This is a genomic window from Alkalinema pantanalense CENA528, assembly GCF_050753345.1.
GTDB lineage: Bacteria > Cyanobacteriota > Cyanobacteriia > Leptolyngbyales > Leptolyngbyaceae > Alkalinema > Alkalinema pantanalense.
In genome coordinates this window covers 18495-40762 of record NZ_JBLZFX010000044.1, presented here as the reverse complement: position 1 = coordinate 40762, position 22268 = coordinate 18495, and the positions used below count along the sequence as shown (strand labels likewise).

Here is a 22268-nt window from a genome sequence, read left to right as displayed (position 1 = left end):
GCCTTTTTTGTCGGGCAAGCCGTTGGAGAAGCTGGGCATAGGTCGATCGCGGCTCTGACAAGATGAATCTTCTGTGGAGACCCCGCACAGGGGCAGAAATTCCGGTATTTTAGGTAGAGCCAAGGCGACCCTTGGTGGTATGTTTTGCGGAACCCACGAGAGAATTGATTATGAGTGAAGCTGCGCTGCCTGCGGTGATTCAAGCGATGCTGAAGCCGGAGTTTTATCCCCATCCGGTGAAGGAGCCGATCCAACTGGTGCAGACCCACATTTCCTATGTGTTGCTGACGGGGGACTTCGTTTACAAGCTGAAAAAGCCTGTGAATTTTGGGTTTCTGGACTTTTCGACGCTGGAAAAACGGCAGCATTTTGCCCAAGAGGAAGTGCGGCTGAATCAACGGGGTGCAGCGAAGTTGTACTTGGGTGTGGTGCCTGTCGCGCAGTCGGGGGAAGCATTTCACCTGGGAAGCGAGGGTGAGGTCGTGGAATATGCCGTGAAGATGGTGCAGTTTCCCCAGGAGACGCTGCTGAGCGAGAGGTTCGATCGCGGGGAACTGACAGAAAGCGACATCGAAGCCCTGGCAAAGCGCTTAGCGGCCTTTCACGCCCAATCCACGACCAATGACTATATCCGCAGCTTTGGCACGGTGGAAAAAGTGCGGCAGGCATTTGATGAAAATTACGCCCAGAGCGAAGGATACATCGATCGGGCGCAAACCCAGGCCCAGTGGGACGCCACAAAAACTTATACCGATCGCTTTTTTGACGATCGGGCGGCGGTATTTACCGATCGCATGGCAGCGGACAAAATTCGCGAGTGCCACGGGGACATCCACCTGCGCAACATTGCCTGCTGGGATGGCGAAATGCTGTTGTTTGACTGCATAGAGTTCAATGAGCCTTTCCGGTTTGTGGACACGATGTATGATGTCGGCTTTGTTTGCATGGACTTGGATGCGCGAGGTCGATCGGATTGGGCCAACCTACTGCTGAATACCTATTTAGAGCAGACGGGGGACTACGAGGGCGTGCAGGTGTTGCCGCTGTACCTAAGCCGCCAAGCCTACGTGCGGGCCAAGGTGACTTCGTTTCTGCTGGACGATCCAGCGATTCCCGAAGACGTGAAGCAAGCATCAGCCACAACCGCAGCGGATTACTATCGATTGGCCTACGACTACACCCAGGCGACCCAGGGTCGGGTGATCGTGATGGCGGGACTGTCGGGATCGGGCAAGAGCACGACGGCAAAGGCGATCGCACGGCAGCACAGGGCGATCCACCTACGATCGGACGCGGTGCGCAAGCAGTTAGCCGGAATTCCCGTGGAGCAGCGGGGCAGCGATGAGATTTACACGCCGGAAATGACCCAGAAGACCTACGATCGACTGCTGGAGTTGGCGTTGCTGTTGGCTTCCCAGGGGCAACCGGTGATTCTGGATGCGAAGTACGATCGGGTGGCCTTGCGGCAGGCGGTGATCGAGCAAACCCAGGCGGCGGGGATTCCCTTGACGATCGTGGCCTGTGAAGCGCCGATGGACGTCCTGCGGGAGCGGGTAGCCGCCCGATCGGGGGATATTGCTGACGCGACGGTGGCAGTGTTGGAAGGCCAGTCCTTTGAGGCATTCACAGATTCTGAGCAGGCATTCGTAAAATCGGTGAGCACAACTGAGGATCTGAAGGCACAATTAGAGCTAGCAAATCTCTAGTCTGTGGCTCGTATTTAACTATGGCTCTCCCACCAAATGATGCTGTATCGAAAGGGTTCTCCGCTGGCATCCAGGTTTGGCTGATTTTTCTGCTGGTGTTTTGGGTGTTGGGATATGCAGTGCCGCTCAGTATTTTGCTAGGGGCGATCGGGGGAGTGGCTTCTGGAACAATCATTTTTTGGTGGGAGATTAAAGAAGAGCCGAAGAAGGAAGAAATCATTGAGGATGCGAGTCTGGAAGATGTGGCGATCGTGCGGGAAAATCGCCGACGTTTCCGGACATTGTCGCGGCGGGCGAAACGGAAGCAAGAGTTTTCTTGGGAGTTGCTCTGGGAACAGGTGCAGTTCTGGAAGCGGATTTAAGGGAACTGCGCATAAATAAAATCCCAATTGGGTAGGGGTAGGAGAGTAAAAGGGTAGGAGGGTAGGGGAATGAAGAGGGGATATTATTTCTTTGCAAATCCCTAAGCACGATCGAATCTCTTACGATCTTCTGAACAATCTTCACCTAAACTGCGGTGGAGAATTTAGCGTGCGGTGGGTAGGGAACATCTCAGCTTACGTTGGACTTGATTCACACAGATGAGCGATCGACTGCATAAGCTCTGAATCGCTGGATGTACCAGAATCTATACTTTTGCTGATCGTTTAAGTTGATCGGGGAATTGACGCCCATTTTCACCATTACCTCAATCCTTGATGAACTTGATTAGGGCAATTGAATGAGCCGATCGCCATCCCCCATAATCACCATGAAACGTACCCTACTCCTTTGCTTTTGCAGCCTCTTAATCCCATTCGTTATCCCATTTGTCACCCCGGTGCAAGCCGCTCCTTCCAATGCACCAGCGGCGGTTACCGAACAGTCCGACTGGCTGAACACAGAAGCCATTCCGCAACTTCTTCTCTCGCAGCTACGCGACACTAACCCCGAAACCCGTAGCACCGCCGTCTACAACATCGATCGTCTTGACGAACCCGCCAAAATTGCCATCATTCCTTCCCTCACCGACCTCCTAAAAGACCCCCATCCTCCCATCCGGAAGAGTGCGGCTCAGGCGATATATCAACTAACGATGCGGGAGTTTTGGCAGCCTGATTCCCAGGTTATAGCGAAAGTACTGCAAGCTATCCAGCCGCTGCTGCAAGAGTCAGATCGGAACAGTCGTTATGGTGCAGCGATCGCACTGGGTTACATGGGAAAACAAGATTTAGCCACAGGACTCATCCCCGAACTGATTACTCAGTTAAAAGATGATAATCCAGAGACGCGCAGTCAGGCGGCTGAAGTATTAGGCGCAATGGGCGATGCAGCGAAGTCTACAGTGCCTGAACTCACCCCTCTGCTGAAGGATAAGATTCCCAGTGTTCGTATCAGCGTGGTTGCGGCGTTGGGCGCGATCGGGGCAGACGTACCAGGCAGCGCTTTATTACTCGAGGAAGTGGTCAGGCATGATCCCGATCCAGCAGTCCGTAAAGCAGCCCAGGATGCACTAGATTATTTGTACTATGTCGATCATGAAAGAATTCGCGGATTGTAGGGGACAACAGGCAGATGGTTGCCGATGCTTATAGCAGTGTTGTGATCAGGTCGAGTTTTTCGTTATTAATATCCAGCGTCACCATGCCTTGCTCCTGTGACAAGGGGTTACTAGAGCTAGCAAAAGTCGCGACAGATTTTCCTGCTGCCATCAGGGTTTTAGCTAAGGCTAGGGTTTTGCTGTTCGGGGCGGCGTAGGTAATCAAGATCCTATGCGCGATCGCGCCAATCATGGCATTCCGTTTCTCAGCCAGGGCAGCCGTAGCGCGAGCATAGTTGGCCTTGAAGGGGGAAAGCAACAGTAAGCGATGATCGGCGATCGCCTGCTGTTGATCTGGGGAAAGGCGCAGGGTGTGGAGGCTGCGGGCAGGACAGTGGATGATGGGTTGGGTGCCCCGCAACAAAATTTTGAGGCAGTCTTGCTCGATCGGCGTGTGGAACCCACTGATAACGGGAATATTAGCATCTCGCAACGCTTGAGCAAGGTCGTAGGTTTGAAGGATGAGATCACCGGGGCATTTGATGGAGCAGAAGAGAGCGACGGAATTTTGGAAGAGCAAATCAGGATTGCCGATCGCAGTCAGCGGTGGCGCAGTTTTAAAAGCAGCACAGTTTTTTAGGGCAGTTGGGTAGGTGGCATTATGGGGAAAAAGGGTTTGTAAATTTGGAATGGGTGCAGACATAAGCGTCAGCAGTGTTATAAGTTGATCTGTTTTATAATTGCCTGCTGAATTAGTTTTCCATCAGAGTCAGGCAGCTTTTTCGGAGCGAACCGAACGATTAAGCCCCAGTTGGGATACTTGAGATTTTCAAACAGGGTTAATTGGGGGCAAGGCAAAAGTAAAAAGGCAAAAGTAAAAAGGCAAAAGTAAAAAGGCAAAAGTAACAATAGATGCTTTGAGTAGCCTTAATCACTAAGCATCATTAATCATAGTCCACTTCTCATTTTTTCTTTATTGTCTTTACTTTTGCCTTTTACCTTTTTACTTTTTACTTCCGATCATATGACGATTCAAGGTTTAACGCTGACGTTCGCGGCTGAGGATGCTGATGTATTGGCCGTCGGAATGCACGATCGGCATGGGTTGACTCCAATGAATCCTATCCGCGATCCGATGGGCATGCAATTGATTAATCGTGTCCTGAATGAATTCTGGATGACCGATTAAGTGGATCTGCAGCCGTTGTGGGCCATGTTGAACTGAACGATCGCTCCGATCGCTAGAACCTGTAAAACACATATTGAGCTTCTCCTTGATGTAGTGAATCCCATCCCTGCTGCATTGCTCCCTGCTCCTAGTCTGGGAGAAGGGCCGGGGCTGTGGCTTGCTTCCCGAAGGGTGGGTCTTAAGAAGCCCAAAAATTTAGAGCCACCCCGTTTGACATCACAAACAAGAGTGGCTCGGTCGGATGCTAAAATCCTCAACAAGCCGCCTTGCTGCCTGAACCAGCGAGGGGGAATAGCTACTTGGGGTTGTTGGCGCAATCCCAGGTAGTGGCCTAAATTTTTGGAACCCAGCGACCCCATGCTTCGTACAAACCGTCTCGCGAAAGAAGGATGTCCATGGCGATCGCTATGAGAAACTACCCTACGAAGAAATAGTGGCTCTGTCAATCCGTATTTAAAAACGCTTTTTTGCGTATCATTCAGCACCCGTAAGCGCAGACTACTAGAACGTATGATCTATCAAGATCGGCCTCCGCGATCGGGTAGTAAAATAGAAATCAACCCGGTGCAAGCAAAGGAGATTCCCCATGAGCATTGCCCAACCGAAATCCCTAACCCTAGAGGAATTCCTGCACTATGACGACGGCACTGACACCCGCTACGAACTGGTAGACGGAGCACTGGTTGTAATGGGCGCTGAACATCCGCTAAATCCCCTCATCGCGAGTTATCTCTTCTCCATTTTCCTAAACCAAGGCATTCCCTACTTCCGCATCGTCATTGGTCACCAGATCGCCACAAACTCCACCAAAGCCACCGCTCGCCAACCCGACCTAATTATCCATAGCGAGGCTTCCCAAGCCGCCATTCTGCAAGACGGTAGAATCCTATCGGCCAACAGTCCTGCCCCGCTCCTCGTCGTCGAAGTCGTCTCCAACAGCCTCACAGACAAAACATCCTGGGCCAGAGACTACCAAGAAAAACCCAGCGAATACGCAGAACGCGGCATCCCAGAATATTGGATCATCGACCCCGATCGCGCCACCGTTCAGATCGGGACCCTCACCAATGGAACCTATCATTTCACCGCCTGCCAAGGGTGCGATCGTATCCTTTCCCCCACCTTTCCAACCCTAGATCTCACCGCCGAAGCCATCCTCCACGCAGGGCAATAGCTCTATCACTTACGGTTACATAAACCGACCCCTTACAATAAAGCCATCCCGGTGCAAGCAAAGGAGATTCCCCATGAGCATTGCCCAACCGAAATCCCTAACCCTAGAGGAATTCCTGCACTATGACGACAACACCGACACCCGCTACGAGCTTGAAGACGGAGTTCTGATCGCAATGGGGGCCGAAAGTCCGCTCAACACCTGGATTGCAGTGTTTCTCATCCTGGCTTTCCGTGACCTAGGCTTAGCCATCGATCGCTTCGGCCTCAAACATCTCCTGCAAGTTGACAGCTATCACGTCACCGCCCGCGATCCCGACCTGATCATCCATTCCGAACAGTCCGCCGCCGCCCTGGACGATGGCCGCAAAGAATCCTGCCTCCGCCTCAGCGACCCCACCCCCCTCATCGTCGTCGAAATCGTCTCCCCAGGCCCCGAAACCAGCGATAACTACAAACGCGACTACGATCGTAAACCCAAAGAATACGCCGCACGGGGTATCCCGGAAATGTGGCAGGTTGATGCTACCCGCAATTGGGTACGAGTGGGCACCCTCACCGATGGCACTTACCACTTCACCACCTTCCAGGGCAGCGATCGTATCCAGTCCCCCACCTTTCCCAGCCTCGATCTCACCGCCGCCGCCATCCTCCACGCAGGGCGATAGTTTTCCTCTTTAAAGCCACGCGATCGACCATTAGAGATTGGGAAATGAACCACACGATCGAACGTTTAAGGCAATACGACAAAGTCGCTCTTGTTAACTAGAATTTAGGAGGATTAAACACAGGCGATCGACTTAGTAGGAATTAACCTGCGATCGAAGCTTTTGTGATTTTCGGAGAGCGATCGTGACTTACCTTTACTCTACTTGGGATTGCAGTAGTTGCGCTTGTTCAATAGTCCAACCAGTCATTTTTGTAACAAACTCTATATTTCTTCGATCGTTTAATTAAAGCACCGAGAATCAGGATTGGTGCGTACAATGATGGACGTTTCCGTTTCATAGTTTGTACGTCCAACAGGAAAATCGTTGATGTCTGTAAACTTCGACGCCATCATTAACGCTTCAACCTCCGAACAACAGTTTTTAAAAATTTTTGAAGACGCATTCTCTCAACAACATCAGCATCTACAAGAAGCCCATCGCACCATTCTAACCGCCTGTTACAGAAACCCAGGACTCTCTCCCAGACTAAAAGCAACCACGCCAGAAATACTCGCTCAAACGTGGCTCGAAAAATATAATGATAGCTATAACAATCGAATTTCCCAACGAATCTCAAAACTTCCAGGTACGATCGCTGATCCAATCGTTAACATCATCATCAACACCCGATTAACAGAACTCACACCAGAGCAGCTTGATCAGATCCAATACGCCCATCGGCTATCCATGTCCGCCGAAAATATTCAAGGACTGCTATTAGAAGAATTTTTAGCTGAACAACTCGCTGATTATGGTTGGTACTGCTGTTGGGGCGAATCCGTTCGACATGTTGATTTTTGCAATATTGACGGCTCTCTCTTACAGGTCAAGAACCGTAGCAACTCAGAAAACAGTTCCTCCTCCAGAGTCAGAATTAACCAGCCGATCGACAAATGGTATCGAGTAAATGCCAGCACAGGCTCCTACCGCTGGTCTTATTTCAACGATCGCTACCAAACCGATCGCTTCTCAGAAGCAAATTTCATTACCTTCGTTCAGCAGGTTTTGATCAAAAACCCCAATGCCCTCGCGATCGAAGCCAACAATCCTTGGATCAAGCAGTCAGATGCATCAAACTAAATTGAGCGAGAGTTGCTGAACCGATGCATCTTCCAGACAACCGACCTCACTCATCCAACTCACATCATCAGTTTTATGGTAGCGGGAATAGGGAAAATCTGGATAAACGATCGGCATTTCACCCTTCAAATGCGTTAATAACATTCTCGCGATCGCCCGTCCCAACGAACAAGGAACCGCATTCCCCACCTGTCGATATTGATCAAGCAAAGTGCCCGCGATCGTCCAATCATCGGGAAACTCTTGAATACGCTTATACTCTTCAATACTCAGGGGTCTATCCTCTTCTGGATGCGCCAAATCCGTCGCAGGCATCGCCGGATGAGTCACCAACGTTGGGGCAGGCTTATCCCAAGCCAGCCTACGGTAAAATCCCGTTTTCCCACCGCCCGCATGATAGGAAGCCCCTAGCGCTTCTTGATGTAACGCTTCCGGCAAATCTCGCCAATATTGTCCAGGCTTTAACAGTCGATAATACTTGAGCCGTTTTTCAGGAAACTTCACAAAATGATGCCCATCCTGAGGTAGACCCGCTAACGCATCTCGTAAGCTTGTCCAAGGTGGCAGATCGTATAAACCTTTCTCTGAATGCGTCGGTGTGAGATAGGGTAGTTTTTCACCATCCCGGCTACAAGCAATCACCACCCGTTCTCGTTGCTGGGGAGAGCCAAAATTAGCAGCATTGTATAAATTAAAAGAAACACTATACCCAGCCGCTTTTAGCCTTTGTGTAATAAACAGCAACGCCCCGCCCCGTTGTTCATCCTGAGATAGGGCAGGGAAATTCTTCCCTCTCATTTCATGCGGCCTATGTTGCAACGGCGCAGACAACAATCCCCGCACATTCTCAATCACTGCAAATCTTGGCCGCAGTTCAGTGATTAAATCGATAAACGTTAAAAAGACATTGCCCCGCTCATCATTGAACCCTTGACGCTTGCCCGCACTGCTAAAAGCTTGGCAGGGAGGACCGCCCACAATGACATCAATCTCATCCGTCGGCCCCAATCCTGCCTTTTCTCGAATTTCTGCGGCAGAGTAATCCCGAATATCCCCAATCAGCGCCATGTCTGGTCGATTGAGCTCGATCGTTTTTCGGGCAGCGGCATCAATTTCGCAAGCCAGCAATACCTTGATACCTTCTTTTTCCAACCCCAAATCCAGCCCCATACAGCCAGAAAAAAAACTTAAAGCTTTCAGATTGGGTTTGCTAAACGATCGTCGGCCATGATCAGGAATGCTTAGACTAACCTGTTCTCCTTTGACGCGATAGTTCTGAACAGATTCTGAGGCGACAATCCACCGACTGCTAATCCTCTCACCACTGATTTCCCCGTCTCGAAGTAGCTGACGAACATATTGTTCTGAGCAGTTTAAGAGTTCCGAGGTTTCTCTGACAGAGAGGTACTGGACAGTCATGATTTCGAACGCGAAACTAAAATTAGGTACCCAATACTACAGCGAAGATAGTAGGCTTACAAGCGTTGTGAACAAATATTATTAGATTGCATTGCCACAATTACACACAGAACAGCGGATAGATCGATCGACCATGAATCACGAATTTCAGGAATTGCTGGAGGGTAGACGATTAGACACGCCATACTTTTTTCCCCCGCGATGCAGGATGACTTACCCAAATTACTGATTTGAATGACCTTAGAGTGGAACAGTTGCAACAAATTGATTTAATAAAAATCTTCAGAATAATTATCTAGAGGTTATCAAGCTCCCATCTGATAATTGCAGATTGAATAGCATCATCTCGACTCATCTGAGGATTTTTCTGAAGCTCATATTGAATTAATCGTTCAACTTGTTCAGTATTTCCCATGCATTTTTGCCTTAGCTGTCCGAGCATGGATTCGGATGATGAAACTGCAATCTTCATCTGCTCCAATTCAATATCAATATCATTTTTTGAAGCTTGATTTTCTATAGACCAATTACTCAATAAATTAATTGATGTTTCCGATTGAGCTTCTAGATCTGAATTTATTGCCATCAATGAAGTAATAATATTCATTAGAATTTCTTTTAGAACAATCGTTTCCGGGGTAGTGAGCCCACTGCTCATTTTGATTAGCAAATTATTCACACTTATAACTGTACTTCTTAGAGTTCGAGTAGCTCGAGTTAGATCATCTGGAGATGTTGTCTTTAAGAGTAAGTCAAGACATTTCTCGGAATCTCTAAGCAAATTTTGTTTCAATGTAGAAATCATATTTATGAGTATTTCACAATCTAAATTCGGCTGAGCAGAATTAACAGACTGAAACAAATACTCCATTACTTCTAACTTAGAAGCTTGACACTGCACTTGACATAGGGTGTAAACCAAATTCATAGCACTGCTCCAAATAGTTGATTGATCCTTACTGAACATGGTGTATTGGTCAGTTTAGTAAACTAATACTAGTTAATTTGACGTAAACAGGGAAAATTTTGTATTAATTTCTTCATTAGCTCACATTGAATGTTCAAGTGCGACACTTAGATTCCATAACCTTTAGCATTCGCCTAATCATTCTCCGGTTTCACCAACAGAACCGACTTCACAGGCCGACTGGCCGATCGACCGTTTTCATCCACTTTCCCTTCAAACTTCCGGCCTTGAAAATAGAGCGCCGATGATGTGCCCCCATCCAAATTCAACCCCCGATCGGCCCCCAACGATCGCAACAAATCCGCCAACCCCCGCAACGAGACGCCCCCGGTTGGTTCACTCTGCGCCACCATCACCAACCACACCCGACCATCCGCCGCCAACCCGATCGCACTTCGCGCATTCCGTCCCTCAACCCCGATCGCATCCCGGATCACCTGCCCCTGCCGTTCCGCCCAAAAGCCTTCCTCCGTCGCCGTCAACTGCGGCAAAAGCTGCGGCCCCGCCCCGATTGCCTCCAGCAGTTCGCAACCCACCGCCACCACCGCCCCATGGCGCACAATCTCATACTGCGTCTCCGGCACCGCCCCGCCACAGCGATACCGCCGTAACTCACTGCGATCGAGAATTTGCGGCAAGTAGGGTTGCAACGACGGATTCTCCATCAACCGCCGATTCTGCCTCGGATCGGCCACCCACTGCCGCCCCCGCATTACGAACGAAGTCGAACCCTGATTCTCTGGATCAAAAAACCCCGCATTAATCGCCGCGATCGCCCCCGGTTGCTGCTTCACAAAATCCTCGATCGGCTGCACCGTCTCCGCCAGCGCCGGACTCACCACCCAGCCCCGACCCGCCGGAACCGCCACCACATGCACGATCGCCCCCTCGATCGTCCGCGTCGAATACTGCACAACAGAGGGATTAGCAGGCTTTGCAGCCCCCGCACCCGACGCTTCAGACTTCACCATCGCAGCCCTCGAAGCAGATTGTAAATGGGCATCGGAGCTAGGTCGCGACCCACAGCCCACCAGCGCAATCAAAACCCCGATCGCCCCTAGCCTAACGAACCCCCGCGATCGCGTCCACACCTGTGGAACTCCCATGGCTCCCTGACTAAAACCCAAAATCATCGAAGGACACATCGGGCAAATTTGGCGGCACCACGGGTAATGAAGCCGACGTTTTATAACTTTCTCGCTTAGTCGCTGTTTCGATCGTAATCGCCTCCAACTGAATTTCCAAACTGCCCAGCGGCACCGTCAACTGCGTCGTCGCTTCCAACTCCCCTTGGGCATTGGGCACAAAATCCACCAAATAGCGCGGCCCATCCAACAACGTCCGAGTCTGCCGATCGTTAATCCACAGCTTGACATATAGTTTGGGTAACAAATTCGGCAGCTTCACCTTCACCAACAACGGTTGCCCCGCCACCACTTCCGTCACCACTTCCACCTCCAACTGTGGCACCGGAACCGCCTCATCCTCCGGCAACTTCAGCGGATTCTCCGGCGTATCCGTTCCCGTAGACGGCACTGCAAAAATTGGCAGTTCATCCATCACCACCGATTCACTCACCGCCTCAGGATTCCCCAGCGATGGCGTCACAAAGGGATTGATCGGCCCAGCGGGTTCCGGGGGCGTCGCCGCTGCATCCTCCGCCCGCGTTTCCTCAGCAAAACTGGCCAACCGATCCATAAACCGATCGTCCAAATTCAGCGCTTCAAACTCATCGGGCAACCGAGCCGCCGTCACCTCGATCGTATTGGCCTCCTCAAAGGCGTCTAACGCATCCAAACTGTCAAACCCGTCTAGATGGGGCGCATCTTCCGCATCTTCCCAACCCTGGAACGTGCCCGAAAACAGTTCATCCGGTTCCACCAGAGAATCCACCAATGAATCCGCAAAGGGATTATCGAAGGCCATATCTTCAACCGCATCCGATCGCAGGTCATCGGAGGCAGCCCCTCGCCCTGTCACATCTGGCTGGAATAAATCTTCCGTCAACAATTGATCCAAATCCTCACCCGGCAACCCTTCTAAGCCTGTAGGTTCCCGATCGAACTCCGCAAAAAATTCCGGCGGCGGCGGAATCAATTCCACCGAAGGCGATTCAGCCCGCAAGATATCCCGATCAGAACCCGCTTCCTCCGTGGCCAACCCACCCAGCAAGTCCTCGTCAAAGTCCTCGAGCTGTAAATCATCTATCGATAAATCATCATCAAACAGACCGAGAAGCTCATCAGCTTCTTCCGTTTCAGTCGCGGGTTGAACAGGCTGGGGCAACGGCGGCAGTTCGATCGCCTTGCGTTCACTGGATTCATGATCGCTGGGTTGCTTTAGTTGCGGCGGCAGGGTTTGTCCTGGACTGGCCGTGAAATCGGGCACCGTTGGCCCCTGATTCACCAAGCCCAAAAACGCCAAATCCAAGTCTGGCCCAGTGGGTTCCGGCTCGATCGTCGGTTCCAACAGATCGGGCGTAATCTCCGTGGCGATCGACGCCAGCAGATCCTCCAGCGCCGCCGTTACCGTAAAGCTTTGGGTGGCCAAGGTCGTCTGGCTAAGGCGATCGCGCAACACCAGTTCCCCTAACAAGAGCTGCGCCGCCAGTGGCGTGGGCATGGCTACCACCAGCAGGAAATCCTGGGGCAGCGTTTCCACAGGCAAGGCGTCTTCCCAATTCACTACCATCTCCCCCGTTTGGGGATCCCGCAGCACCACTTGAGCATCCAGATTCATCAGGGCAGTGGTCTCCGACCGTTCGGAAGTCATCAGTGGCTCCGTAGTGACTTGCCCCGCAAGCTGGAGACTTTGTCCCACACTGATTTCATAGGTGTCCGGATGCAGGATCACTTCTACCGGAGGCAACTCACTGCCCATTTCTGACAGGCCCATTTCTGACAGGCCCATTTCTGACAGGCCCATTTCTGACAGGCCCGCCGAGCCTACCACAGCGCTATTTTCGGGAATCGCAGCGATCGCAGCACGCTCCTGGGGATCTTCGGCGATCGGAGCAGCCCAGACATCGTCATTATCTAGAGGGAAATCTTTGAGATCGAGTCCCAGATCCGCATCCGTCGGCAATGCCCCAAGCTGGCTTTCTCCCTCTGCCGTCGCCGTGGTTGATCGCTCTAGGACAGAAATCTCCTCCAAGGGCGCAAACTCTAGCTCATCCAGTAAGCTATCTAAACTGGGTTCCGAGCTAGATTTGACATCCGCCACACCATCAGCCAGTGCATTGGTCGAGACATCAACGGATCGGTCGCTAGACACATCGGTCGGCACATCAATAGCTATGTTGTCAGCTATGTCGGCAGCTATGTCGGCAATGTCCGGTTCCAGTCCCGATTCCCCTGCCAAGTCGTCTAAGTCAAATGTTTCTAAATCTAACTCCGCCTCTAAATTCGCTGCTAAAGTCGGCTGATCTGCGATGATCTCGCTGTCGTAATCCAGAACTTGGTCGATCGTCCCTCCAAAAGCTGCATCCTCAGGAACCACGTCCCCGATCGGATCATCGACCTCTGGCAACCCCAATTCTGCGAACAGTGCCGCTTCTTCATCCATTCCAGGTCGCGCATTACTCAGGTCGGCCACCGGGGAAGAATCTTCTATTTCGGACTGCACAGGTTCCGCCACCGCCGCAGGTTGGGCCCAATCCGGCTCCCATTCACCACCAATCTCCGATTCCTTAGGCAATACATGCAACTGCACGGAATATTGACAACTCGCCCCGATCAAATCCGTCATGAGGCCACTGCTGCAATGCAGTTCCCATACCCCCGGTTGCAGCATCGTAAAGGGCATAACCACCATCAGACCATCGGCATTGGTGCGGCTATGGCGGCGCTGGGTACGACGTTTGGGCGGATCCTCCTCCGTGGCTTCGTGGGTGATCCGCAGTTCAATATCGGCATTTTTGAAAGTCGATCGCACCAAGACCCGATAGCGCCCCTCCAGAATCTCCACATCCGGCGATTCCAAGGGTAACCACGATCGATCACCCTCCTGCTGTAACAGAAAATCCCAGGTTGTTTCTTGTCCAGCCATAGATCGTATCCATGCAATAGGGGTAGCTTGGTCTACAGTCTACCGTAGGGAACGAAAGTGGGATAAATAATCAGCCTAGACACACTCATCTGGCCCAAAAACAGCCCAAAAACAGCATAAAAATAGAGGCCAGACTTGGTGACAAGTCAGACCTCTGCGCTTTCATGCAATTGACAAGCAATCTTAATGAACGAGTGACGTTAGTAGTTCACTACGCCCTTTAAAATGTCATCGATCGTGCCAATGTTGGCCAACAGCAGGTAAGCACAGAATGCACCACCCATTGCACCAATGAAGAACCCACCGGAGAACTTACTCCAACCTTGGGCACTTTGCAGCTCGCTGGAGCTACCAGAGTCATCATTCTGGAAACGAGCTAAGCCGTGGGCAGAGAGAGCCATCGTGGCAATAATGATGAGGGCCATCGCACTCACCAAGCCACCAAAAGCAGCCAAGTCAGAGTCGCGCAGGGGACCCAGCTTCGTCCAGGGTCCTACGATGAAGTAACCGTGTGCCATCCCAACTTCGAGACCACGCAGCAGCGGAGACAGCCCTTTACGGTAAGCGGGCAGGTTTCCGATAAACGCGCGGGTAAAATCGGAGTCGCTGACGGGCGTGGAGAGGTGCCCAACGAAGGGATCGTCGTTGTAAGCCTTGACAAATTGAGCCATAGCTAGATGATTCCTAACAGTTTTCTGAAAAGGGAGAATGAACTCGCCTTCAATCATACGGGTTGAGTATCGGTAGATTCTCAGGATCGGCGAATTGCTTCAGAAAAGTTCATGGCTAAACGTTATAAAAGTTCATGTTTTGGGAGAATATGTCATTTGATTAAGCAATATTGCCCGATCGAGTGACCCGAATCTCAGCCACACCCTAGGGAATGGCATCCGATCCAAAATCCTGCGTGGATGGGCCAGTCGATAGGCCAGTCGATGGGCCAGTCGATGGGTGAATTAGGGGCTATTATTTCTCAGCAAATCCCTTAGGACAGTTGGTGGATAGCGTTACAAATCGGGCACTATGAAGAACTGTCTCCCCCTAAACTATCCATACGGGAATCTTGAGCTGGATAGTTGGATAGGAAGTCTTGATGCGTGATTCTGCTTTACCCCAGGAATTTGTGATTCGTCCGGCCAACCGCCGGGATACACGATCGATCACCCAGCTCACCCGTGCCCTCGCAAGTTTCGCCTTCCAATCCCCAACTCCAGCCTCTCCGTCCTCTGCCCAGGCTCTAGCCAAATCCATCACCCATCCCATCCTTACACTAGCCCTGCCAGAAACGGGGTGGGGCTACTTCAGATTGGGAATGGCGATCGCGATCGCCATCTACGCCCTTTACACCATTCCAGAACCGACCGGAGTCATTTTTGCTTGGCTGATTTTGCTAGTGAGCTTAGGGCTGTTAACTCTGGTAATCATGCCTTGGGTGAACTGGTCAGACTATTGGGTGGTTGAACATCGAGGCAGTGTTGTAGCCTGTGCCAAGCTCTACCTCAATCCCACCCACTCCGAAGTCTACGACGTTTTTGTGCATCCCTACTGGCGCGGCAAAGGACTGGGGGCAGCCCTCATTCAGACCCTGATCCAAGAAGCCACGATCCCAATTTACCTAGCTAGCCTGCCGACGACCATCTCGTTTTATCAAAAGCTAGGATTCGCCCCGATCGAACCCCGCTACCTCGAACCCAACCTCAGAAACCGTCTCAGCCTCAACAATCCAAAATTTCGCCACAAAAGACTCACCGCCATGGTGCTGACTTCCAGAGGATAGAGAAGCATTAAGACGCTCGTGATTAGACACGAACAGTCACACACTAAGGGAACAGCGTATAAATAAAATCCCAATTGGGATAGGGGGTAGGAGGGTAGGAGGGTAAAAGGGTGGGGGGATGAAGAGGGGATATTATTTCTTGGCAAATACCTAATGGCTAGATACTCAGGGTTGTAACCAAGATTGCTAGGACAACTATCCTTTTGCTGACAAAGCGCCCAATCCCCCCAGAATCTAGGGATTTGCTAAGCAACGCCATCCCCGATTCCTATAGCCATGCCTTTGGGCTTTGTACTTGTACGCTATTCCCCTACATCGTCCCTTGGGCAATGAGCCGCCGCCAATCATCACAGTACTGGGCAATCTCGGATTGTGGGATTTCGCTCTGATCCCCCGTCGCTAGCCACTTGAGTTGTACTGTGCAATTCTCTGCTTCCGCATCCCCCAGGATTAAACAGGCCGCTGCACCCGATCGATCGGCGCGTTTGAACTGTTTGCCAAAGGCGCTACCACTGAGATCCAGTTCCGCCTTAAACCCTGCCTGTCGCAGTTGTTGGGCGATGCGTAACGCCTGAGCCTCGGCCTTGGCTCCTCGGGATACCAGATAAAAGTCTGTTTTGCCGATCGGCGCTGCTTGAAACTTTTGTAGCAGTAAAATCAATCGTTCCAAGCCCATGGCCCAGCCCACCGCAGGCGTCTCTGGCCCGCCCAATTCTGTAACCAAGCCGTCATAACGTCCGCCCGCACAAACCGTCGCCTGCGCCCCCAAATCATCGGACTGGATTTCAAACACTGTATGGGTGTAGTAGTCTAGGCCCCGCACCAGACGAGGGTTGACATTACAAGCAATGCCCAAATCCGCCAGCAATTGCTGTACCCGATCGAAACGTGCTTTAGAGGCCGGACTGAGGTGATCCAAAATGCTGGGTGCGCCGTCCAGAATGCGCTGGGTATTTTGATCCTTCGAGTCCAAAATCCGTAGGGGATTGCGGGTCAAGCGATCCTGAGAATCGGGATCCAAATCCGCTTGATGGGGCGTGAGGTAGTTGACTAGGGCTTCGCGGAAGGCAATGCGATCGCTCGCATCCCCAATGGAATTTAAATCAAACTTTAGATCCTTCAGACCCAAGGCTTGCAGAATATCCGTAGCAATGGCGATCGCTTCCACATCCGCCCGCTCATCACCACTGCCCAGCAGTTCCAAGCCCAACTGGTGAAACTGCCGCTGCCGTCCGGCTTGGGGCCGCTCATAGCGGAACATTGGCCCCACATACCAGAGCCGTTGTGGGCCACCCTGGGCCTGTAAGCCGTGCTCAATATACGATCGCACTGCCCCCGCCGTTCCTTCAGGGCGCAGGGTGAGGGAGCGATCTCCCCGATCCAGAAAGGTATACATTTCCTTACTGACGACATCGGTGGCTTCTCCCATCCCCCGCGCAAAGAGATCCGTCTGTTCAAAAATGGGGGTACGAATCTCCCGAAAAGCTGCTCGGTTGAGAATTTCGCGCGCCGTTGCCTCCACAAACTGCCAAGTACTGACCTCGTCGGGCAGAATGTCTCGTGTCCCGCGAATTGCCTGAATAGAACCCATGATGTCTCAGTCTCTGATTACCGTTCCGTAAGAAGCCACGCCCATTACAAGTGATCAGGGTACAGGCGCAATGCCTAACTAGTCACCCCGCTCCCACGCGCCATAGCGATCGCCATAGTACGCCAAAATGTGATCAACCTGGTGTTGAGTCTCCGGTCGATCGGGCAATTCAATCCGTAGGCCCCCCAATTGGCTTTGCAAATAGTTAAATTCTCGTGCTGTTTGGGGCAAACATTCCACCACCACCCCATCTACTTGCTCTAAGTGCGCAGCGATTTCTCGGTAAACCGCCAGAGGCACCGAATCATTCTTCACAGAAAACATTATCATGCCTACAATTAAGCCCCTTCTCCCTGTTTAAAGGCTGGTAATGTGCAGCAGTTCACCTCGTCTAAACACACTTTGCCCCACTGCAACGCCCACCGAACCAAAGCAACTCGGTTCTCGGTCTCGGTTTTTGTCAGAATATTGCTAATGTGGTTGTCTACGGTGCGCTTGCTAATGTCCAGCTTTTCAGCGATTTCCTGATTGGTCAACCCAGCCGCCACCAGCTCGATCACCTGTAGTTCTCGATCGGACAGCGGGGCTTGAGCTTGAGAATCACTTTCTGCCATAGAGGTCTCAACACCAAATGCGTACATATGCTTATGCTCATTGTAGTTCCAGGAAGCGATAGGCGAAACTGACTGTTAACGCTTTGAAGTTTCTTCTTGAAAAGTTTCTGTTCACGCGATCGCATCCAACTATGGCCAAAGACGCTTTCCTCCAATGTCCCAATCCGTTCTGCAAAGCGCCCAATTCAGACGATCATCTTTTCTGCGATCGCTGCCAGACCTTCATTCCTAAACACTACCTTTGGGCAACGGGTGGGGGTGCAGAGCAACTAACGGTGGGAACGTTGGTTGCCGATCGCTATCAAGTCATTGCCCCGCAAATTCTTCTAGACACGACCCCAGGTTTTTCGCCCGAATTTCCGCTGGACATCTCCCTCAAGCTAGAAACCTACCTACGATTGCTAGCCCATCGACCCCGAACCCCCCAGGTTTATGGAATTATTCGGACTCAAGAACTAGAATCCATCATCCTACTAGAAGAGGGAGCGGTTTATGGTGCACAAACCCTAAGTTCCACAGGAGAATCCTTGGCGGGACGTCTCATGCCAGAACTGATCGAACAATGGGGACAGGCTTCACATCTACAACAGGTAAACTGGATCCTCCAACTAGCTGATCTGTGGAAACCCCTTTCCCAGGTAAAAGCATCAGCTACACTTCTACAACCGGAATTAATTCGGGTGAATGGAGGGGTGATCCATCTGTTAGAAATTCTCTATCAACCGGACTTAGAAGTGACGTTACCTCACCTAGGAGAGTTTTGGCAAGAACTGGCTGCAACTAGTGCCAACCCTAAGTTTTGGACGGGGCTTTGTGAGCGTTTGATCCAGAAGGAGATCAGTGAGTTTGATCAATTAATTAATCTTCTGGATCATGAGATTAGTCAGGTAAAACGGACGGGTAGTCGAATTTTTATTACTACGCAGACCGATCAAGGCCCCAATCGGCAGCGTAATGAGGATTCCTGTTATCCAGAAGCTGGAACTTTTACAGAGCTCAATTTAAACACTTCGGCTCAGTCCTTGGTTTTGGTCTGCGACGGGATTGGCGGGCATGAAGGGGGAAATGTTGCCTCTAACTTGGCGATCGCAACTGCCTTGGAAACGGTGAGCAACAAAACGATTTCCAGTTTTGATAGTGCAAGACGTGCCCTAGCCAAAGCTATCCGTCAGGCCAACGATGCCATTTGCGCCCGGAATGACCAAGAGGAACGGACAGAACGGCAACGGATGGGTACGACGATCGTCACCGGGTTAATCTACGGCAACCAGATCTGCATTGCCCACATCGGGGATAGCCGAGCCTATCGCATTACGCGCCAAGGTTGCTATCAAGTCACGATCGATGACGACATTGCGTCGCGGGATGTCCGCCAAGCCTATACCCTTTACCGGGAAGCCACGCAGCACTCCAGTTCCGGAGCCTTGACCCAAGCCCTTGGGATGGTGCCTTCTTCCCTCCTGTATCCCCATACAAAGCGCTTTGTGTTTGATGAGGATTGCATCTATCTTCTCTGTTCCGATGGGCTCAGTGATTTCGATCGCATTGAAGAGTCTTGGGCAACGGAATTGCTGCCGGTGTTAGATGGGAAGGCGGATTTAAGCCAAGCTTGTCAGCAGTTATTGGAAATTGCCAATGTGCGCAATGGGCATGACAATGTCACGATCGCCCTGTTGCATTACCAATCTTCAACGGTGTCCCAGCCCACTGTGTCCCAGTCCACTGTGTCCCAGCCTGACTTGTTGAACCAAGCTGAACTTCCGACGAGTCGTCTAGATGAAAACAGGGTTTCCCGCCTTAAAACTCGTCTGATGAAGCCCAGCCAGTCTTCCTTCCGTGGCTGGTTTCCTAGGGTTTTGTTCCTAGCGTTAGTTGCATTATCCGTTGCGGGGGTTGCTTGGGTCTTGGGGGGAGGTAATGTGGGGTGGTTGTCTCGATTGTCTCGATCGCCTGCTCCCCCCCGTCCATCTTCACCTCTCCGGGAATTCTTGGTGGGTCAATTGGTCAAGGTAAAACCGGACGCTCGATCGCCCCAAGGGCTTGCTCTTCTACCTCAGCCGACTCAGCAGGCTCCAGGCGACATTCCCATCAAAGTGGGGGATGCGGCGGTGGGATCGGTGCTCCAAGTGTTGCAGGTGGAGAATCCTCCTGATGCATCTTTGGGGCAATGGGTGAAGTTGAAGCTCTGTTCGGGGCCTATGCCATCTAATCCCACGACTAATCCCACTAGTTCCGGGTCTTCCAGTTCCAGTTCTCCCAATTCCGGTGTTTCTAGTGCTAATGCCAAAAGTTCTGCGATCCCAACCGCTCCTGCGGCACGGCCCTCGTCTAAACCTTCACCCCAACCGTCACCCACGGAGCAGATATTGCTGGGTGTAGAGGGTTGGCAACAGGCCGCTGTCCTGAGTCGGGTGACGGAACCTCTATCGGTTATGCCTAATGCGTCGATCGGTTCCTGCATCGCGCCATCCTCGTCACCCGCAGCAAACTCATCTCCTGCGCCAGCAGCCAGTTCTCCGTAGTTGGTTCAATGGATGGTTCCACTGGGGCCATTTTCCTTGAATGTAGTCATTTTGGAACAGTTCAGCATGGGCTCCTCGGACATTCCTTGTCTCAATTTGGCCATCGATCGTCTGCGGGCGACGGGGGCGAACCACTTTGCCATCCATGTTATCCATGCGCCCTATCGCGCCGGGTATGTGTTGCATGATGGGCTCTGGGCCGAATCACTCTCCCAGGTTTGGGCCTCTTGGCAGGAGATGTTTGCGGTGCGATCGGTGCCGACGGTGCCCTATGTGTCGGAAGCAGGTCTACCGCCCTCGAAACCGCCTGTAATGGAAACCGGGCCTTCTGCCTCTGGACAAGCGGTTCCCTATAGCGTTCGTTTGATGCAGACTCTAGGTATTAATCTATGGCAATGGCTATTTACCGGGCCGATCCAAACTTGCCTGAGCCAAAGTCAAGGCATTGCCATGGGGCAGAATAAGCCGCTGCGGTTGCGGTTGGATATCCGGGATCCCGATTTAATCGCAGTGCCTTGGGAGATTATGCAAAGTCAGGCGGGCAAACCCGCAATTTCCCTGGGACAACAAGTTTTATTTAGCCGCACGACGAGTGACGTTGAAGATTTACCGCCCCTGCGGACGGAGCAGATGTTAAACGTGCTGCTGGTGTTAGGTCAAGATTCGACGCCTCAGATGGAACCTCACTCTGGCTCAGGGTTTGGAGACGTGACGCAGCAGCATTTGGAGATGGACGATCGCCTGAAGTTAGATCAGGAAGCAGAGGCGCTGTCGAGGGTGTTGCGTAACTCTAGTCGATTTGGCAATGCGGCGCTCTGTAATGTGGATGTGCTGGTGCAGCCCTCGCCAGCGGAACTGATTGCTCGCCTGGAAACGCAGCAGTACAATGTCCTGTTCTATGCAGGGCATGGGATTCCGGCTCCCGATGGGGGGCTGTTGTTCCTACGATCGGATATGGCCATGAACGGGACAGAACTGGCGCAGGTGTTGCGGCGGGGACGGGTCAAACTGGCGGTATTTAACGCTTGCTGGGGGGCGCAACCCGATCACCAAGGGGGCCAGACAATTCCCCGCAGCAGTTTGGCGGAAGTGTTGCTGCACCATGGGGTTCCGGCGGTATTAGCCATGCGGGACTCAATTACGGATCAAGAAGCGTTGGCATTTATTCAAGCATTCTCACAAGCGTTGGCAGAACGGTTGTCGATCGACCAAGCGATGGCGGTAGCAAGGCAGAATTTGCTGACGTTGTTTAAGTTTAATCAGCAGGCTTGGACGTTGCCGGTGCTCTACATGCATCCGGAGTTTGATGGGGAGTTGATCAAACCTTTGGATGAGAGCCTGACGCAGATTCCCAGCAATCCCAGCCAGTTCGGGCGTAAAATGCCGATCGTCTCGTTGCGATCGTTAATCACCTCACGGATGTGGACAATTCGGGGGGGGCTAATGCGGGTGGGTATTAGCGAAGATAATGATTTGGTGCTGCGGGGAGAACCGGGGGTGTCTCGGAAACATGCCGAAATTTTCTGCCGAAATGCCTTTAATGGAGATGAGGTAATGACCTATCATTTGCGTGATTTTTCGCGCTATGGCACCTGGGTTTTGGGGGCACAGGGCTGGCAGAAGATTAATCACCAGGAGGTGCAGCTCTATCCAGGTACCCAACTCAAATTTGGGGGATCGCAAAATTCGGTATTGGAATTCATCGTGACCGATCCAGAAGGTGCGGAATGGACGTACTAGCTCAATGAATTCGCCGAATGAAGTTCATAACGGGCTGCATAAATAGGGCTATGCAAAGCCGATTAATATTCGTAAACCAACGGATAGGGGTTGAAGATACAGGAGTTGGAGCAGTGGATTCTACGGAATGCGGTTCAGCACAACCTGGGCTAAGTTTGGAATGCGTGAGGTTGGGTTGATTGGTGTTTTGGTCCTTAATGTTTTTCCCAGATAG

The 22268-nt window shown here is 51.7% G+C and carries 19 protein-coding genes; 9 read left to right on the top strand and 10 right to left on the bottom strand.

The window, feature by feature from the left end:
• Positions 1-170 precede the first annotated feature (170 nt).
• The 3 genes from ACN4EG_RS15400 (at position 171) to ACN4EG_RS15390 (ending at position 3246) form a co-directional block, all read left to right on the top strand.
• Complete coding sequence (locus ACN4EG_RS15400; protein ID WP_431630703.1) at positions 171-1706, top strand: bifunctional aminoglycoside phosphotransferase/ATP-binding protein; 1536 nt, start codon at positions 171-173, stop codon at positions 1704-1706.
• A gap of 20 nt (positions 1707-1726) precedes the next feature.
• Entirely contained in the window at positions 1727-2068 is a 342-nt protein-coding gene (locus ACN4EG_RS15395; RefSeq protein ID WP_431630701.1) for a hypothetical protein, read from the top strand.
• Positions 2069-2457: 389 nt separating this feature from the next.
• Entirely contained in the window at positions 2458-3246 is a 789-nt protein-coding gene (locus tag ACN4EG_RS15390; RefSeq protein WP_431630700.1) for a HEAT repeat domain-containing protein, read from the top strand.
• Positions 3247-3274: 28 nt separating this feature from the next.
• Here ACN4EG_RS15390 and ACN4EG_RS15385 read toward each other — a convergent pair whose 3' ends face one another.
• Together ACN4EG_RS15385 and ACN4EG_RS15380 are read right to left on the bottom strand one after the other, a co-directional pair.
• Entirely contained in the window at positions 3275-3928 is a 654-nt protein-coding gene (locus ACN4EG_RS15385; RefSeq protein ID WP_431630699.1) for a DNA-processing protein DprA, read from the bottom strand.
• 336 nt (positions 3929-4264) lie between these two features.
• On the bottom strand, positions 4265-4486 hold the full coding sequence (locus ACN4EG_RS15380) for a hypothetical protein (protein ID WP_431630697.1): 222 nt from the start codon (positions 4484-4486) through the stop codon (positions 4265-4267).
• A gap of 514 nt (positions 4487-5000) precedes the next feature.
• Here ACN4EG_RS15380 and ACN4EG_RS15375 point away from each other — a divergent pair.
• The 3 genes from ACN4EG_RS15375 (at position 5001) to ACN4EG_RS15365 (ending at position 7377) form a co-directional block, all read left to right on the top strand.
• A complete protein-coding gene (locus tag ACN4EG_RS15375; protein WP_431630696.1) occupies positions 5001-5588 on the top strand; it encodes a Uma2 family endonuclease in 588 nt (195 codons plus the stop codon).
• A 73-nt stretch (positions 5589-5661) separates the two neighbouring features.
• On the top strand, positions 5662-6255 hold the full coding sequence (locus ACN4EG_RS15370) for a Uma2 family endonuclease (RefSeq protein ID WP_431630694.1): 594 nt from the start codon (positions 5662-5664) through the stop codon (positions 6253-6255).
• Positions 6256-6624: 369 nt separating this feature from the next.
• Entirely contained in the window at positions 6625-7377 is a 753-nt protein-coding gene (locus ACN4EG_RS15365; protein WP_431630693.1) for a SinI family restriction endonuclease, read from the top strand.
• On the opposite strand, the gene ACN4EG_RS15360 is transcribed toward ACN4EG_RS15365, so the two are convergent.
• The 5 genes from ACN4EG_RS15360 to ACN4EG_RS15340 form a co-directional block, all read right to left on the bottom strand.
• Positions 7369-8796 carry a DNA cytosine methyltransferase gene (locus tag ACN4EG_RS15360; RefSeq protein WP_431630691.1) on the bottom strand — a complete coding sequence of 476 codons (1428 nt, stop codon included), beginning with the start codon at positions 8794-8796 and terminating at the stop codon, positions 7369-7371. The two genes, ACN4EG_RS15365 and ACN4EG_RS15360, sit on opposite strands and share 9 nt — an antisense overlap.
• A 295-nt stretch (positions 8797-9091) precedes the next feature.
• A complete protein-coding gene (locus ACN4EG_RS15355; protein ID WP_431630690.1) occupies positions 9092-9724 on the bottom strand; it encodes a hypothetical protein in 633 nt (210 codons plus the stop codon).
• Between the two features lie 173 nt (positions 9725-9897).
• The gene (locus ACN4EG_RS15350) at positions 9898-10869 is read right to left on the bottom strand and encodes a phosphodiester glycosidase family protein (protein ID WP_431630689.1); all 972 of its coding nucleotides are present in this window, start codon (positions 10867-10869) and stop codon (positions 9898-9900) included.
• Positions 10870-10879: 10 nt separating this feature from the next.
• A complete protein-coding gene (locus tag ACN4EG_RS15345; RefSeq protein ID WP_431630688.1) occupies positions 10880-13810 on the bottom strand; it encodes a hypothetical protein in 2931 nt (976 codons plus the stop codon).
• Between the two features lie 200 nt (positions 13811-14010).
• The gene (locus ACN4EG_RS15340) at positions 14011-14481 is read right to left on the bottom strand and encodes a photosystem I reaction center protein subunit XI (RefSeq protein WP_431630686.1); all 471 of its coding nucleotides are present in this window, start codon (positions 14479-14481) and stop codon (positions 14011-14013) included.
• 422 nt (positions 14482-14903) lie between these two features.
• Here ACN4EG_RS15340 and ACN4EG_RS15335 point away from each other — a divergent pair, with 422 nt between their 5' ends.
• Positions 14904-15587 (top strand): GNAT family N-acetyltransferase, encoded by a 684-nt coding sequence (locus ACN4EG_RS15335; RefSeq protein WP_431630684.1) that lies wholly within the window; start codon positions 14904-14906, stop codon positions 15585-15587.
• A gap of 310 nt (positions 15588-15897) precedes the next feature.
• On the opposite strand, the gene hisS is transcribed toward ACN4EG_RS15335, so the two are convergent.
• The 3 genes from hisS to pedR all read right to left on the bottom strand — a co-directional run bounded on the left by hisS (position 15898) and on the right by pedR (position 17792).
• On the bottom strand, positions 15898-17178 hold the full coding sequence (gene hisS, locus ACN4EG_RS15330) for a histidine--tRNA ligase (protein WP_431630683.1): 1281 nt from the start codon (positions 17176-17178) through the stop codon (positions 15898-15900).
• 78 nt (positions 17179-17256) lie between these two features.
• A complete protein-coding gene (locus tag ACN4EG_RS15325) occupies positions 17257-17502 on the bottom strand; it encodes a hypothetical protein (RefSeq protein ID WP_431630681.1) in 246 nt (81 codons plus the stop codon).
• Between the two features lie 14 nt (positions 17503-17516).
• The gene (gene pedR, locus ACN4EG_RS15320; protein WP_431630680.1) at positions 17517-17792 is read right to left on the bottom strand and encodes a photosynthetic electron transport-dependent transcriptional regulator PedR; all 276 of its coding nucleotides are present in this window, start codon (positions 17790-17792) and stop codon (positions 17517-17519) included.
• 131 nt (positions 17793-17923) lie between these two features.
• On the opposite strand from pedR, the gene ACN4EG_RS15315 reads away from it, so the two are divergent.
• Positions 17924-20314 carry a PP2C family protein-serine/threonine phosphatase gene (locus tag ACN4EG_RS15315; protein WP_431630679.1) on the top strand — a complete coding sequence of 797 codons (2391 nt, stop codon included), beginning with the start codon at positions 17924-17926 and terminating at the stop codon, positions 20312-20314.
• Positions 20315-20380: 66 nt separating this feature from the next.
• The gene (locus ACN4EG_RS15310; protein WP_431630677.1) at positions 20381-22054 is read left to right on the top strand and encodes a CHAT domain-containing protein; all 1674 of its coding nucleotides are present in this window, start codon (positions 20381-20383) and stop codon (positions 22052-22054) included.
• Positions 22055-22268: the final 214 nt, after the last annotated feature.

Coding starts and splice junctions, on each gene's coding strand:
- ACN4EG_RS15340 (WP_431630686.1), bottom strand. CDS start 14,481: ATGGCTCAATTTGTCAAGGCTTACAACGACGATCCCTTCGTTGGGCAC.
- ACN4EG_RS15310 (WP_431630677.1), top strand. CDS start 20,381: ATGGGCTCCTCGGACATTCCTTGTCTCAATTTGGCCATCGATCGTCTG.
- ACN4EG_RS15365 (WP_431630693.1), top strand. CDS start 6,625: ATGTCTGTAAACTTCGACGCCATCATTAACGCTTCAACCTCCGAACAA.
- ACN4EG_RS15370 (WP_431630694.1), top strand. CDS start 5,662: ATGAGCATTGCCCAACCGAAATCCCTAACCCTAGAGGAATTCCTGCAC.
- ACN4EG_RS15385 (WP_431630699.1), bottom strand. CDS start 3,928: ATGTCTGCACCCATTCCAAATTTACAAACCCTTTTTCCCCATAATGCC.
- ACN4EG_RS15335 (WP_431630684.1), top strand. CDS start 14,904: ATGCGTGATTCTGCTTTACCCCAGGAATTTGTGATTCGTCCGGCCAAC.
- ACN4EG_RS15355 (WP_431630690.1), bottom strand. CDS start 9,724: ATGAATTTGGTTTACACCCTATGTCAAGTGCAGTGTCAAGCTTCTAAG.
- ACN4EG_RS15350 (WP_431630689.1), bottom strand. CDS start 10,869: ATGGGAGTTCCACAGGTGTGGACGCGATCGCGGGGGTTCGTTAGGCTA.
- ACN4EG_RS15380 (WP_431630697.1), bottom strand. CDS start 4,486: ATGTGTTTTACAGGTTCTAGCGATCGGAGCGATCGTTCAGTTCAACAT.
- ACN4EG_RS15315 (WP_431630679.1), top strand. CDS start 17,924: ATGGCCAAAGACGCTTTCCTCCAATGTCCCAATCCGTTCTGCAAAGCG.
- ACN4EG_RS15325 (WP_431630681.1), bottom strand. CDS start 17,502: ATGTTTTCTGTGAAGAATGATTCGGTGCCTCTGGCGGTTTACCGAGAA.
- ACN4EG_RS15390 (WP_431630700.1), top strand. CDS start 2,458: ATGAAACGTACCCTACTCCTTTGCTTTTGCAGCCTCTTAATCCCATTC.
- ACN4EG_RS15400 (WP_431630703.1), top strand. CDS start 171: ATGAGTGAAGCTGCGCTGCCTGCGGTGATTCAAGCGATGCTGAAGCCG.
- ACN4EG_RS15395 (WP_431630701.1), top strand. CDS start 1,727: ATGGCTCTCCCACCAAATGATGCTGTATCGAAAGGGTTCTCCGCTGGC.
- hisS (WP_431630683.1), bottom strand. CDS start 17,178: ATGGGTTCTATTCAGGCAATTCGCGGGACACGAGACATTCTGCCCGAC.
- ACN4EG_RS15345 (WP_431630688.1), bottom strand. CDS start 13,810: ATGGCTGGACAAGAAACAACCTGGGATTTTCTGTTACAGCAGGAGGGT.
- ACN4EG_RS15375 (WP_431630696.1), top strand. CDS start 5,001: ATGAGCATTGCCCAACCGAAATCCCTAACCCTAGAGGAATTCCTGCAC.
- ACN4EG_RS15360 (WP_431630691.1), bottom strand. CDS start 8,796: ATGACTGTCCAGTACCTCTCTGTCAGAGAAACCTCGGAACTCTTAAAC.
- pedR (WP_431630680.1), bottom strand. CDS start 17,792: ATGGCAGAAAGTGATTCTCAAGCTCAAGCCCCGCTGTCCGATCGAGAA.